The organism is Stenotrophomonas sp. SMYL11 (assembly GCF_036320005.1).
Lineage (GTDB): Bacteria > Pseudomonadota > Gammaproteobacteria > Xanthomonadales > Xanthomonadaceae > Stenotrophomonas > Stenotrophomonas maltophilia_A.
The window spans coordinates 76,310-90,627 of the sequence record NZ_JAWIRS010000009.1 but is presented as its reverse complement, the minus strand read 5'-3'; the positions used below and the strand labels follow the sequence as shown (position 1 = coordinate 90,627).

Below are 14,318 nucleotides of genomic sequence, written 5' to 3'. Positions count from 1 at the left end.
CGCGTCGGCAGAGGGGGGCGGAGCCCTTTCCTGCGGAAAGGGATCCGACCCCGGCACGATCAGTAGCGGTAATGGTCCGGCTTGAACGGGCCTTCCACCGGCACGCCGATGTAGTCGGCCTGTTCCTGGCTCAGGGTGGTCAGCTTCACGCCGATCTTTTCCAGGTGCAGGCGGGCCACTTCCTCGTCCAGCTTCTTCGGCAGCAGGTAGACCTTCTTCTCGTAGCTGTCCTTGTTCGCCCACAGGTCGATCTGGGCCAGGGTCTGGTTGGCGAAGCTGTTGGACATGACGAAGCTCGGGTGGCCGGTGGCGCAGCCCAGGTTCACCAGGCGGCCTTCGGCCAGCAGGAAGATCGCGTTGCCGTTCGGGAAGATGTACTTGTCCACCTGCGGCTTGATGTTCACGTGCTTCACGCCCGGGAACGCGACCAGCGCATCGACCTGGATCTCGTTGTCGAAGTGGCCGATGTTGCAGACGATGGCCTGGTCCTTCATCGCGCTCAGGTGCTCGATGCGGATGATGTCCTTGTTGCCGGTGGTGGTGACGTACAGGTCGGCACGGCCCAGGGTCGATTCGATGGTGTTGACTTCATAGCCTTCCATCGCCGCCTGCAGGGCGCAGATCGGGTCGATCTCGGTGACGATCACGCGCGCGCCGTAGGCACGCAGCGAGGCCGCGCAGCCCTTGCCGACGTCGCCGTAGCCGCAGACCACGGCCACCTTGCCGGCCAGCATCACGTCCATCGCGCGCTTCAGGCCATCGGCCAGCGACTCGCGGCAGCCGTACAGGTTGTCGAACTTGCTCTTGGTGACCGAGTCGTTGACGTTGATCGCCGGGATCAGCAGGGTGCCGGCCTGGGCCAGCTGGTACAGGCGGTGCACGCCGGTGGTGGTCTCTTCGGAGACGCCCTTCCAGTCCTTGACCACGCGGCCCCAGTAACCCGGGCGCTCCTTGGCGACGCGCTTGAGCAGGTTCTTGATGACCTGTTCTTCGTGCGAGGCAGAGGCGGTGTTGACCCAGTCGCTGCCGTTTTCCAGCTCGTAGCCCTTGTGGATCAACAGGGTCACGTCACCGCCGTCGTCGACCACCAGTTCCGGGCCGGTCAGGGTGCCGTCGGCCAGGGTGAAGGTCAGCGCGTCCAGGGTGCAGTCCCAGTACTCTTCCAGGGTTTCGCCCTTCCAGGCGAACACCGGGGTGCCGGTGGCGGCGATGGCGGCAGCAGCGTGGTCCTGGGTCGAGAAGATGTTGCACGAGGCCCAGCGCACGTCGGCGCCGATGTCCTTCAGGGTCTCGATCAGCACCGCGGTCTGGATGGTCATGTGCAGCGAGCCGGTCACGCGCACGCCCTTCAGCGGCAGCTCGGCCTGGTACTTGCGGCGGATCGACATCAGGCCCGGCATTTCGTGCTCGGCGATGTCCAGTTCCTTGCGGCCCCAGTCGGCCAGCGTGATGTCGCGGATCTTGTAATCACCTTCGGTGGAGAAGGTCTTGGCAACAGCGTTCATTCGTGTGCTCCGGTTGTGGGCGAGCGGGTGCTCGCATCTAGCCGGGCGCCGTTGTTACAAAGCCACCTTACCGAGCCTGGCCGGGCCTCATGGGATCCGGTCGCAGCGCCCCTCGGCAGGGGAGAACCCCCATTATATCGCGGCCCCGGCATGACATCCCGATGACCCAACCATCGGCAGGTGGGATCGCGTGCACGGCCTGTTAAGGTCGGTGTTTTCACGCATCACACAGGTGGAACGATGAGCATGCACGCGCGCCGCACACGGCGCTGGACCGGCCTGGTCCTGTCGATGGGACTGCTGGCGGTGGCTCCGCTGGCCTGGGCCGCGTCCCCGCAGCCCGCCCAGGTACAGGCCCAGGGCGTCAACGGCTACGAACTGCCTTCGGCGGCGCTGCAGGCGGTGGTGGACGCGCCGCGCGCGCCCTCGCTGTACCTGTCCCCGCGCCGCGACGTGGCCGCGATGATGCAGATGCCGTCGCTGCCGTCGATCCAGGTGGTGGCGCAGCCCGAACTGAAGCTGGCTGGCCTGCGCATCAACCCGCGCACCTTCTCCGACAGCCGCTTCAGCTTCGGCGAGAAGCTGTGGCTGATGAACGTGGCCGACGGCAAGGAACGGCAGATCAGCGGCCTGCCGGCCACGCTGTCGATCGCCAGCGTGATGTGGTCGCCGGACCAGAAGTGGCTGGCCTTCAACCAGGTCGACGCCGCCAGCGGCGCCAATGAACTGTGGCTGGTGGACGTGGCCGGCGGCAGTGCCCGTCGTCTGGTTGCCGGCCTGAACACGGTGATCGGCAGCGGCTACCAGTGGTTGCCGGACAGCCGCGGCCTGGTAGTCTTCACCCGCCCGGCCAACCTTGGTGCGGCCCCGGCCGCCGACGGCATTCCGACCGGCCCGGCCGTGCAGCAGACCAGCCAGGGCGGCGGCGTGGTGTCGATCCGCACCTACCAGGACCTGCTGAAGAACGAGGTCGACGCGCGCCAGTTCGATTACTACGCCACCACCCAGCCGATGGAAGTCAGCCTGGATGGCAGCACCCGCGCGATCGGCGCAGCCGGCATCTTCATCGGCTTCTCGGTATCGCCGGATGGTCGCTTCGTACTGCGCCAGCCGGTGCAGCGGCCGTACTCGTACGTGGTGCCGGTAAGCAGCTTCCCGCGCCGCATTGAAGTGATCGACCGTGCCAGCGGCAAACTGGTGCACACCGTGGCCGTGCGTCCGCTGGTGGAAGGCCTGCCGACCGGCAACGATGCCGAAGTGACCGGCGTGCGCGATATCAGCTGGCGCGGAGATGCCGATGCCACCCTGGTCTGGGCCGAGGCGCAGGACGGGGGCGACCCGAACAGGGACGCCAAGGTGCGCGATGCGGTGTTCATGCAGGCTGCGCCGTTCGACAGGCCGCCGGTGACCGTCGCCCAGCTGGGCAGTCGCTACGCTGGCATCAGCTGGGCCCGTGGCGATCTCGCACTGCTGACCGAATCGTGGTGGAAGACCCGCAGGACCAAGACCTGGTTGATCGCCCCGGACAACGCCGGTACCGAGCCACGCCTGTTGTGGGATCGTGACGCGCAGGACCGCTACGCCGATCCGGGCCGGGCGCTGATGGTCAGCGATGCGCGCGGTCGTTCGCTGCTGCAGACCAGCCCCGATGGCAGCAGCCTGTACCTCGCCGGCGCCGGTGCTTCGCCGGAAGGCGACCGCCCGTTCGTGGACCGCTTCGACATCGCCAGTGGCAAGGCCACGCGCCTGTTCCACTCGCAGGCGCCGAGTTACGCGCTGCCGGTGGCATTGCTGGACGACCAGGCCAGCTCGCTGCTGCTGAGCCGCGAGAGCCCGGACGAGCCGGCCAACTTCTACGTGCAGTCGCTGGCCGATGCCGGCGCCGCGCCGCGTGCGCTGACCCACTTCGCCCATCCGCTGCCGCAGCTGAAGGGCGTGCAGAAGGAGCAGATCCGTTACAAGCGCAAGGACGGCGTGGACCTGACCGCGACCCTGCTGCTGCCGCCGGGATACGACCCGAAGCGCGACGGCCCGCGCCCGCTGCTGATGTGGGCTTATCCGGGCGAGTTCAAGAGCGCGGCCGCGGCCAGCCAGGTCACCGATTCGCCGTACCGCTTCAACGCGGTCAGCTACTGGGGCCCGCAGGCGTTTCTGGCCAAGGGCTATGTGGTGCTGGCCAGCCCGTCGATGCCGATCATCGGCGAGGGCGACAAGGAGCCGAACGACACCTACATCGAACAGCTGGTGGCCAACGCGCAGGCAGCGGTGGATGAAGTGGTGCGCCGTGGCGTGACCGATCGCGATCACATCGCCATCGGCGGCCATTCCTATGGTGCGTTCATGACCGCCAACCTGCTGGCGCACACGCGCCTGTTCAAGGCCGGCATTGCCCGCAGCGGCGCCTACAACCGCACGCTCACCCCGTTCGGCTTCCAGGCCGAGGAGCGCAACTACTGGCAGGCGCAGGACGTGTACCAGAAGATGGCGCCGTTCAATTACGCCGACAGGATCAAGGATCCGATCCTCTTCATCCATGGCGTGGACGACAACAACTCTGGCACGTTCCCGATGCAGAGCGAGCGCATGTTCGCGGCGGTGAAGGGCCTGGGCGGCACCGCGCGGCTGGTGATGCTGCCGAACGAATCGCATGCCTACCGTGCACGCGAGTCGATCATGACCATGCTGGCCGAAAGCGAGCGCTGGCTGGAACAGACCATCGGCCCGGCCGAGCAGGGCAAGGCGAAGAAGAAGCGCTGATCCGCGCATGACGGCGGCCCCTGCAACGGGGGCCGCCATGACGCGACGGGGTAGAGTCGACTGTTAGTCGACTATCGCGCGCAGCGCGGGCTTTCGAAGATCTGACAGGAGAGCAGTCGACTGACAGTCGACTCTACCAAGTCGGTGTTTCCCGCACAGTGGTTCCCGTCGGAGCTTCCACTCCGGTCACATCAGGCGATGCGTGCAGATGAAACCATTTTTGCATCGCAGCACGATGCCCGTTCTGGTTTAGGCTTGGGGTCTGGATCCGTTGACCGAGGCCTGTGCGTCGCCGATGAACGAGTACCGCAGCAGCATCGAATTCGCTTCTCCCGATCTTCCGCTTCGCGATGATGTGCGCCGGCTTGGCGCGCTGGTCGGCGATCTGCTGGTCGAGCAGGTATCCGCCGCGTTCCTCGACGATGTCGAGGACGTGCGCACCCGCGCCATTGCCCGCCGCGAGAATCAGGCGCCGCTGTCCGAGCTGGCCGACGGCCTGGCCGGGCGCGCGCCGCAACAGGCCGAAACCATGGTGCGGGCCTTCAGCACCTACTTCCAGGTGGTCAACATCGCCGAGCGCGTGCATCGCATCCGCCGTCGCCGCGACTACCAGCGGGCCGGCACCACCGCGCCGCAGCCCGATGGCCTGCAGGACGCGCTGCAGCACCTGAAGGCGCAGGGCGTGGGGCTGGACGAGCTGGCGCTGTGGTTGCCCCGCATCGATATCGAACCGGTGTTCACCGCACACCCGACCGAAGCGGTACGCCGCGCGCTGCTGGAAAAAGAGCAGTTGATGGTGGCCAGCCTGGTCGACAACCTTGACGGCCAGCGCACGCCGGGTGAGGCCGCCGCCGATGCCGCGCGCTTCCGCATGGCATTGACCGCTTCGTGGCAGACCACCGATTCTTCGCCGGTGCGGCCCACCGTTGATGACGAGCGCGAGCACGTCGGCTTCTATCTGGTGCAGGTGCTGTACCGGGTGATTCCGGTGCTGTACGAATCGCTGCAGCAGGCGCTGCGCGATACCTATGGCGAAGAACTGCCATTGCCGCGACTGCTGCGCTTCGGCACCTGGGTGGGCGGCGACATGGACGGCAACCCGAACGTGGATGCCCATACCATCCGCAACACGCTGGATGCGCAGCGGCAGGCGGTACTCGCGCGCTACCAGAAGGAGCTGCTGCAGCTGGCCAGCCTGCTCAGCCAATCCACCGAGCGGGTGGGTGTCAGTGATGCCCTGCAGGCGCGCGTGGCGCACTACCAGCAGCTGCTGCCGCAGGTGCAGTCGCGCCCACGCCATGCCGACATGCCCTACCGCCTGCTCAATGACCGCATGCGCGCACGCCTGCAGGCCACACTGGATGACGGCGAAGGCGCCTACGCCGGTCCTGATGAACTGATCGAGGATCTGCAGCTTATCCTGGACAGCCTGCGCGCCAACCGCGGCGAACATGCCGGTGGCTTCGCCGTGCAGCGCCTGCTGTGGCGGGTGAAGACGTTCGGTTTCCACCTTGCGCGGTTGGACGTGCGTCAGGAATCGAGCGTGCATGCACGCGCGTTGGCCGCGGTGCTGGGCGGCGACGCTGCGTGGGAGGGCCAGGATGTACTGGGTCGCGCGCGCCTGCTGGCGCCGCATGCCGGTGGCGAGGTGCCTTTGCCAAAGGGTGAGGACGAAGGCAACCAGCGTTTGGATGCGGTGTTCGCGGCGTTGGCCGATGCGCGTGCGCGCCATGGTGGTGATGCACTGGGCAGCTACATCATCTCGATGGCACACGACCGCAGCGACGTACTGGCGGTGCTGGCACTGGCGCGCCGTGGTGGTCTGGTGGATGACAACGACGCGGTACCGCTGGATATCGCGCCCTTGTTCGAGACGGTCGATGACCTCAAGCGTGGCACTGCGACCCTGCGCGACCTGCTGGCCGATCCGGTGTACCGCACGCACCTGCGTGCACGCGATGACGTGCAGATGGTGATGCTGGGGTACTCGGACAGCAGCAAGGACGGCGGCATCGCCGCCTCGCGCTGGGGCCTGCAGCGTGCACAAGTGGAACTGCTGGAGGTGGCGGCCGAGGCGGGCATCCGCCTGACCTTCTTCCATGGCCGTGGCGGCTCGATCAGCCGCGGTGGTGGCAAGACCACGCATGCGGTGGATGCATCGCCGCGCGGCAGCATCGATGGCCGCCTGCGGGTGACCGAGCAGGGCGAGGTGATCCACCGCAAGTACGGCATCCGCGCGCTGGCCCTGCGCTCCCTGGAACAGGCCACGGGTGCCGTGCTGCGCGCCAGCCTGCGCCCGCGTGCGGCGGAGCCGCGCGAGGACGACTGGCGGCCGGTGATGGATGTGGTCGCCGGCTCCAGCAGCGAGGTGTACCGCGCCTTCGTCGGCCAGTCTGGCTTCATGGACTACTTCCGCACGGCCACGCCGATCGACGTGATCGAGCGGATGACGCTGGGGTCGCGCCCGTCGCGTCGGCTCGGTCAGGACGCAGCACTGGGCAACCTGCGCGCGATTCCGTGGGTGTTCGCCTGGAGCCAGGCGCGTGCGGTCATTCCCGGGTGGTATGGCGTGGGCAGCGGCCTGCAGGCGGCAGTCGATGCTGGCCACGAGCAGACGCTGCGCGAGATGGCGCGTGACTGGCCGTTCTTCCGCACCTTCCTCGACGACATCGCGATGGTGCTGTCCAAGGGCGATATCACCATTGCCGAGCAGTTCTCGCTGTTGTCGGGCGACCTGCACGGGCGCTTCTTCCCGCAGGTGCAACGTGAGCTTGAACTCACCCGGCATTGGTTGCTGGCGCTGATGGGCCAGCAGACGCTGCTCGACCACGATGCGCGGCTGTCGCTTTCGATCCGCCTGCGCAATCCCTACGTCGATCCGATCAGCGTGCTGCAGGTGGATCTGCTGCAGCGCTGGCGCGAAAGCGGGCGCGAGGATGACGAGCTGCTGCGCGCGCTGGTGGCCTGCGTGAACGGTGTTTCGCAGGGTGTTCAGAACACCGGGTGAAATGCATCCGCCGGGCATGGTCCGGCGAATTCGAAATGGTAGTGCCGGCCGCTGGCCGGCAACTGCGGCCTCGCTGGGTGCGGGGCTTGCCCCGCACACCCTCATTCCTCCGGCGACGGCGGGTTCGACGCCAGCAGTTCCAGATGGCGCTGTTCCATTTCCTGGCGCAGCTGGCGGCGGATCAACGCGGCGGCCTGCCGGCGCTTCTCATCGGACGTAGCCGGCTGCAGCGGCGGTACCGGCGTCGGCCGGCCTTCCTCATCCACGGCCACCATGGTGAAGAAGCAGCTGTTGGCGTGGCGCACGCTGCGCTTGAGGATGTCCTCGGCCACCACCTTGACGCCGATCTCCATCGACGAGGTGCCGGTATGGTTCACCGAGGCCAGGAAGGTGACCAGTTCGCCCACCGCGATCGGCTGGCGGAACATCACCTGGTCCACCGACAGGGTGACCACGTAGCGGCCGGCATAGCGGCTGGCGCAGGCGTAGGCGACCTGGTCGAGCAGGCGCAGGATCGCGCCACCGTGAACCTTGCCGGAGAAATTGGCCATGTCCGGCGACATCAGCACGGTCATGGACAGCTGGTGGGTTTTCAGTTCGGTCGACATGGGGCGATTGTATCGGCAACCGGTAGTGCCGGCCGCTGGCCGGCAACCACGCGATTGTTTCCGGAGGCCATGAAAAAGCCGGCCAGCGGCCGGCTCTACCGAAAAAGAGAAGGGCCGCGTGAGCGGCCCTTCGTGTTTCTTACTTCAGCTTCGCATCGGCGCGCAGGGCGGCGGCGCGGTCGGTCTTCTCCCAGGAGAAGGCCGTGGCGTTGACGGTCTCGCCTTCGCCGTTGAGGTAGCTGAACTCCTTCGGCTTGCGGCCGAAGTGGCCGTAGGCCGCGGTCTGCTGGTACATCGGGTGCACCAGGTCCAGCATCTTGATGATGCCGTACGGGCGCAGGTCGAAGTGCTTGCGGATCAGCTTCTCGATCTTGTCGTCGCTGATCTTGCCGGTGCCGAAGGTGGTGACCGAGATCGAGGTCGGCTCAGCCACGCCGATGGCGTAGGAGACCTGCACTTCGCAACGGTCGGCCAGGCCGGCGGCAACCACGTTCTTGGCCACGTAGCGGGCCGCGTAGGCCGCCGAACGATCGACCTTGGACGGGTCCTTGCCGGAGAAGGCGCCACCACCGTGACGGGCCCAGCCGCCGTAGGTGTCGACGATGATCTTGCGGCCGGTCAGGCCGCAGTCGCCCACCGGGCCGCCGATCTCGAACTTGCCGGTCGGGTTGATGTGGAACTTGGTGCCCTTGTGCAGCCACTTGGCCGGCAGCACCGGCTTGATGATCTCTTCGCGGACGGCCTCGATGAGGTCCTTCTGCTTGATGCCCGGGGCGTGCTGGGTCGACAGGACCACGGCGTCGATGGCCGAGACCACGCCGTTTTCATAGCGCAGGGTGACCTGGCTCTTGGCGTCCGGGCGCAGCCACGACAGCGGCGAGTTCTTCTTCTTGCGGATCTTGGCCTGCTGCTCGACCAGGCGGTGCGACAGGTGGATCGCGGCCGGCATGTAGCTGTCGGTCTCGTTGGTGGCATAGCCGAACATCAGGCCCTGGTCGCCAGCGCCCATTTCTTCCGGCTTCTTGCGATCCACGCCCTGGGCGATGTGCGGCGACTGCTTGCCGATCAGGTTCAGCACGCCGCAGGTGGCGCCGTCGAAGCCGACGTCGGAGCTGTCGTAGCCGATGTCCGTGATGACCTTGCGGGTCAGGGCTTCCAGGTCGATCCAGGCGCTGGTGGTGATTTCACCGGCGACGATGGCAACACCGGTCTTGACCATGGTCTCGCAGGCCACGCGGGCGCGCTGGTCCTGGGTCAGGATCGCGTCCAGCACCGCATCGGAGATCTGGTCGGCAACCTTGTCCGGATGGCCTTCGGAGACCGACTCGGAGGTGAAGAGATAGCTGGACATCAGGCGTAATATCCCTTGATTCGGATGGAAAGATGGGCGCGCATGATACACGGGGTGCGCCGCCTGTGCATTGTGAACCTGTACCGGTTGCCGGTGGTTAAGCCCATGTAGGCCCGGCAGGGGCCGTCCGGCCGGGATTGAGGCCCAGCCTCGAGGCCCAGTGTTCCACCAGCGTGACAACGTACCGGGCTGCTACCGGCCCGACTGCGCGGGCCACCTCGCCCGCCCCAGGACCGGCCAGCCGTCATCGTTCTGCCCAAAAACCGCCATCTGGCTGCCGCCTGCCGGGCGCAGGCTGTCGGCCAATCCGGCCGCCGGGCATGAGTGGATCTGCCATGCAGGAACTTGAACAGCGTCTCCAGCAACGCTTCCCCGATTGGTTCCATGGTCGTCGTGGCCAACTGGCCCGGCCCTTGCTGCGCAGCGTCGGCCGCTGGTCGCGGTTGGACCAGATCGAAGCCTTCCTGCAGCGCAGTTCAGGCCTGCGTGGCTTCGGCTTCGTCGCCGCCGGCCTGGAGTTCATCGACGGCCAGTACAAGGTGGACCCGGCCGCGCTGGCCAGGATCCCGGCCGGCCGCCTGCTGATCGTCGCCAACCATCCCTCCGGGGCACTGGATGCCCTCGCCCTGCTGGACGCGGTCGGCCGCATCCGCCGTGACGTGAGGATCGTGGCCAACGACCTGTTGGGGGCAATCGCGCCACTGCAGGACCTGCTGCTACCGGTGCGCATCCTCGGTGGCAAGGCTCAGCGTGGCAGCCTGCATGCCGTCGAGGAGGCGTTGGCCGCCGAGCAGTGCGTGATCGTGTTCCCGGCCGGCGAGGTCTCGCGGCTGTCGCTGCGCGGCATCCGTGATGGTCGCTGGCAGCGCGGGTTCGTCCGCTTTGCCCGCGCTGCCGGTGCGCCGGTGCTGCCAGTACGTGTGGAGGCACGCAACTCGGCCCTGTTCTACGGCGCCTCGACCCTGTTCAAGCCGGCCGGCACCGCGCTGCTGGCGCGCGAGATGTTCACCCGTCGTGGCCGTCCGCTGCGGCTGAGCATCGGTGAGCCGATGCAGCTGGGCAAGGGCGACGACCCGGGTGCACAGCTGCTTGCGGTGCGCCGCGCGCTGTATGCGCTGGGCCGTAATGGGGCGGCGGGCGATGCAGCTGCTGTTGCAGGCCCCGAGCCGTTGGCTGCCCCGGTGCCGCCTTCACAGGTGGCTGCAGGCATCGCCGCGGCGACCCAACTGGGCCAGACCGCCGACGGCAAGCAGATCCTGCTGGCGACCTGTACCGCCGATTCGCCGCTGCTGCTGGAGCTGGGGCGCCTGCGCGAGCTGACCTTCCGTCAGGTAGGCGAGGGCACCGGACGCAGCCGCGATCTGGACGATTACGACCCGCGGTACGAACACATCGTGATCTGGGACGCGGCCGCGCAGCGCATCGCCGGCGCCTATCGGATCATGCGTGGTGCCCACGCGCTGGCCCGGCACGGCCTGTCCGGGCTCTACAGCGCATCGCTGTTCCGCTATTCCGACGATGCCATCACCCACATTGCAGAGGGTCTGGAGCTGGGCCGCAGCTTCGTGGTGCCTGATTACTGGGGCAGCCGCAGCCTGGACTACCTGTGGCAGGGCATCGGCGCCTACCTGCAGTGCCGGCCCGGCATCCGCTACCTGTTCGGCGCCGTGTCGATCAGCGCAGCGCTGCCACGCGATGCACGCGAGCAGCTGGTGGCGTACTACCAGCGCTACTACAGCGGTAGCGCCGGCCTGGCCGAATCGAACCGCCCCTTCCAGTACTTCGCCGCGCCGCCGAGTTTCGGCGAACTGGATGCCGGTGCCGCGTTCGATGTGCTCAAGGCCAACCTGGCCGCACTGGGTACCGGCGTGCCGACGCTGTACCGCCAGTACACCGATCTGTGCGAACCCGGTGGCGCCCGTTTCCTTGCATTCGGTGTCGACCCGGACTTCAGTGATTCGATCGACGGCCTGATTGAAGTGGACCTGTGCGCTATCCGGCCGAACAAGCGCAAACGCTACCTGCGCGACGCGGGGACGCCGGCATGAGCGCGCTGGCGAACCTGTCGCCGCACCGGCGCGCAGTGTTCGTCTCCGACGTGCACCTGGGGTCACGTCATTGCCATGCCACCGAGCTGGCGCGGTTCCTCTCGCAGCTGCGCTGCGAACGGTTGTACCTGGTGGGCGACATCATCGACCTGTGGTGGATGGCGCATCGCCGTGCCAACTGGCGCCAGTCGCACAGCGAAGTCATCCAGGCCCTGCACGCGCTGCGCCGTGCCGGGACCGAGATCGTCTATATCCCCGGCAACCACGACGCCTCGCTGCGCCACGTGTGCGGTCTGATGCTGCCGGCCATGCAGGTGCGCCGTCGCGCCATCCATGTGACCGCCGATGGCCGTCGCTTGCTCGTTGCGCATGGCGACGAGTACGACGGCGTGACGCACTTCGGTGGCCTGCAGGAAAAATTCGGCGACTGGCTGTACTACCGGATCCTCACCGGCAACCAGGCGTTGAATGCGGTGCGGCGCCTGCTGGGGATGCGCTACTGGTCGCTGTCGGAATTCCTGAAGAAGCGCAGCGGCGCGGCCGAACGCTATATCGAGCGCTTCGTGCAGGCCGGGCTGGACGACGTGCGGCGGCGTGGCCTGGATGGCATCGTCTGCGGCCACATTCACCGCGCCGCGTTGATCGAGCGCGATGGCCTGGTCTATGCCAACGACGGCGACTGGGTGGAGAGCCTGACCGCACTGGCCGAAGACCATGATGGCGCGCTACGCCTGCTCGACCACAATGGGCAGACCCTGGTCGAACTTCCTGGCGCGCGGTTGTCGCAGGCGGCATAACCCGCTTTTGTAGAGTCGACTGTCAGTCGACTATCGCGCGTAGCGCGCGGTTTCCACTGCCAGACGGAAGAGCAGTCGACTAACAGCCGACTCTACAGACGCGGTGTTCGGGAGTGAGACGGCGCGCCCGCAAGCCGCTAGCATCGGCCCATGGATTCCCTGACCCAGATCGTGCTCGGCGGCGCCGTCGCTGCTGCCATCGCCCCGCCCGGCCATCGCCGTGCGGCCCTGCTGGCCGGTGCCGCGCTCGGCACCCTGCCGGACCTCGACGCTCTGTGGCTCGGCTTCACTGCCGCCGACCCGGTGGCGAACATGATCGAGCACCGCAGCTTCAGCCACTCACTGCTGGTGCTGCCCTGGGTGGCGGCACTGATCTGGTGGTTGTTCAAGCGCTTCGGCAATGGCCGCGTCGCGCAGTCACCGGTACGCTGGTTCTGGGTGATCCTGCTGGCGCTGGTCACCCATCCCGTGCTGGATGCGTTCACTGTGTACGGCACGCAGTTGTGGTGGCCGCTGCGCCCGCACCCGACCATGGGCTCCAGCGTCTTCATCATCGACCCGGGTTATACGTTGTGGCTGCTGCTGGGCTGCGTGCTGGCCTGGTTCGGCAGCGCTCGGCCCTGGGCAGGCAAGGTGCTGGGTCTGGCGCTGCTGGTCAGCAGTGCCTACCTGGGCTGGGGCCTGATCGCCAAGGCGCAGGTCGACCGTGCTGCCCAGCAGAGCCTGGCGGCGATGGGCCTGGGCGATGCGCCGCGCTTCTCGGTGCCAATGCCGTTCAACACCCTGCTGTGGCGCGTGGTGGCAATGACGCCGAACGGCTACGTGGTGGGCGACCGCTCGCTGGTGGCCGACCACGGGCCGATGCAGTTCGAAGGCCACGCATCCAACGTGCAGGCCCTGCGCGAAGCAGGGGGCATCCCGGCGGTACAGCAGCTGACCTGGTTCAATCGCGGCTTCATGCGTGCGCAGGTGGTGGACGGTCGGCTGGTGCTGAGTGACCTGCGCATGGGCCTGGAGCCGGACTACACGTTCAACTTCGCGGTGGCCAAGCAGGCTGATGGGCAGTGGCGGGCGATCACGCCCGAGCAGGTGCGGGTGGATTACAGCAGCCCGGCTGCACGCGCCGACGTCGGACGCCGGTTGGCCGCGATGTGGCAGCGGATCTGGCAGGAGCCGGCAGCACCGCCGGGTGCGGTCGACCATACCGCCGTGCATTGATCAGTAGATCCACGCCATGCGTGGATGGCGGGGGGCATCGGCGAAGGCAGCCACGCATGACGTGGCTCCACCGAATCAATACACCGTGGCGCGGCCCTGCACGAACGAATAGAAGAACACCGCGTTCGGGTCGTTCTGCACCAGACGGAACTCGCGACGCATGCCTTCCACGGTTTCTTCGTCCACCGATCCGGCCTGCAACAGCTGGTCGGCAGCCGACAGCAGCAGCTGTTCCCAGAACGCGATCATCGTCTTGCGGCGTGCCGGCTCGCGGTTATCCAGGTGGATGGTCTTGATCTCGGTGTGCACGTCGCGGAAGCCGCCGGCCAGCAGCAGGTTGCCCAGCTTTGCGCCGACGAACGGGTCGCCCCCGTGGTCGTACTGGAAATCGTTGAACGCCATCCAGTAGCGCCAGATATGCGGCGAGTACGGGTCGAGCAGGAACGAGGCATTCATCACCTCGGTGATGTACACCGGCGAACCCGGCGCCAGCACGCGGCGCACCTCGCTCAGTACGCGTGCTGGTGACGGCACGTGCTCCAGCACCCAGCACAGGAACGCCGCGTCGAAGCTGCGTGCCTCGAACGGCAGTTCGCCAGCATCGGCCTGCTGCAGGGTGTAGCGGTCGCTGCACCACGGTGTGCGCGCCAGGTTCTCGCGCGCGGTGGCCAGCTGTGTTTCGCTCAGGTCCACGCCGGTCACGTGCAGCTCGGGGAAGCGGCGCAGCAGGATCTCGGTCTGCGCGCCGACGCCACTGCCGACTTCCAGCAGGCGCCGCGCGCCGCTGTAGTCGATCTGGCCGAAGATGCTCGATTCCAGCAGCCGGGCCTGGGTCATCAGGCGCTGCTGTTCGGTGCCGGAAAATCCGTGCAGGTAGGTCGGGGAGGAAATCGGCGGGGTCATGGGGGCGGGCTCTTGTAGCGTCGAGCGTGATCAATGGAAGGGGCGCGTAGAGTCGGGGGGGGGGGGGGGGGGGGGGGGGGCCGGGCCCGCCCCCGCACGCCACCGGAGGGAGGAGCGAGGACAC

9 protein-coding genes and 1 riboswitch are annotated in these 14,318 nt (G+C 67.2%); of the genes, 5 read left to right on the top strand and 4 right to left on the bottom strand.

Annotated features, from left to right (window positions below; genetic code table 11):
• Positions 1–59 precede the first annotated feature (59 nt).
• Entirely contained in the window at positions 60–1,505 is a 1,446-nt protein-coding gene (gene ahcY, locus V3B46_RS13680) for an adenosylhomocysteinase (RefSeq protein WP_329892150.1), read from the bottom strand.
• A gap of 36 nt (positions 1,506–1,541) precedes the next feature.
• Positions 1,542–1,625, bottom strand: a riboswitch (S-adenosyl-L-homocysteine riboswitch).
• 120 nt (positions 1,626–1,745) lie between these two features.
• On the opposite strand from ahcY, the gene V3B46_RS13675 reads away from it, so the two are divergent.
• Positions 1,746–4,262: a S9 family peptidase gene (locus V3B46_RS13675; RefSeq protein WP_329892149.1), complete on the top strand. Its 2,517-nt coding sequence runs from the start codon at positions 1,746–1,748 to the stop codon at positions 4,260–4,262.
• A 295-nt stretch (positions 4,263–4,557) separates the two neighbouring features.
• Positions 4,558–7,269, top strand: a complete 2,712-nt coding sequence (gene ppc, locus V3B46_RS13670; protein ID WP_329892202.1) for a phosphoenolpyruvate carboxylase — start codon at positions 4,558–4,560, stop codon at positions 7,267–7,269.
• A 101-nt stretch (positions 7,270–7,370) separates the two neighbouring features.
• Here ppc and V3B46_RS13665 read toward each other — a convergent pair whose 3' ends face one another.
• Positions 7,371–7,877, bottom strand: coding sequence for an acyl-CoA thioesterase (locus tag V3B46_RS13665; RefSeq protein ID WP_154262340.1), 507 nt, complete (start codon positions 7,875–7,877; stop codon positions 7,371–7,373).
• 139 nt (positions 7,878–8,016) lie between these two features.
• A complete protein-coding gene (gene metK, locus V3B46_RS13660; RefSeq protein ID WP_010481882.1) occupies positions 8,017–9,228 on the bottom strand; it encodes a methionine adenosyltransferase in 1,212 nt (403 codons plus the stop codon).
• A gap of 335 nt (positions 9,229–9,563) precedes the next feature.
• Here metK and olsF point away from each other — a divergent pair, with 335 nt between their 5' ends.
• The 3 genes from olsF (at position 9,564) to V3B46_RS13645 (ending at position 13,291) form a co-directional block, all read left to right on the top strand.
• Entirely contained in the window at positions 9,564–11,276 is a 1,713-nt protein-coding gene (olsF, locus tag V3B46_RS13655; RefSeq protein WP_329892148.1) for a bifunctional ornithine lipid synthase OlsF, read from the top strand.
• A complete protein-coding gene (locus V3B46_RS13650; RefSeq protein WP_154262342.1) occupies positions 11,273–12,073 on the top strand; it encodes a UDP-2,3-diacylglucosamine diphosphatase in 801 nt (266 codons plus the stop codon). Before olsF ends, V3B46_RS13650 begins: the two co-directional genes overlap by 4 nt.
• Positions 12,074–12,223: 150 nt before the next feature.
• Entirely contained in the window at positions 12,224–13,291 is a 1,068-nt protein-coding gene (locus tag V3B46_RS13645) for a metal-dependent hydrolase (protein WP_329892147.1), read from the top strand.
• 75 nt (positions 13,292–13,366) lie between these two features.
• Here the strand turns inward: V3B46_RS13645 and V3B46_RS13640 are convergent, their stop codons facing one another.
• Positions 13,367–14,194, bottom strand: coding sequence for a class I SAM-dependent methyltransferase (locus V3B46_RS13640; protein ID WP_005408109.1), 828 nt, complete (start codon positions 14,192–14,194; stop codon positions 13,367–13,369).
• Positions 14,195–14,318 lie beyond the last annotated feature (124 nt).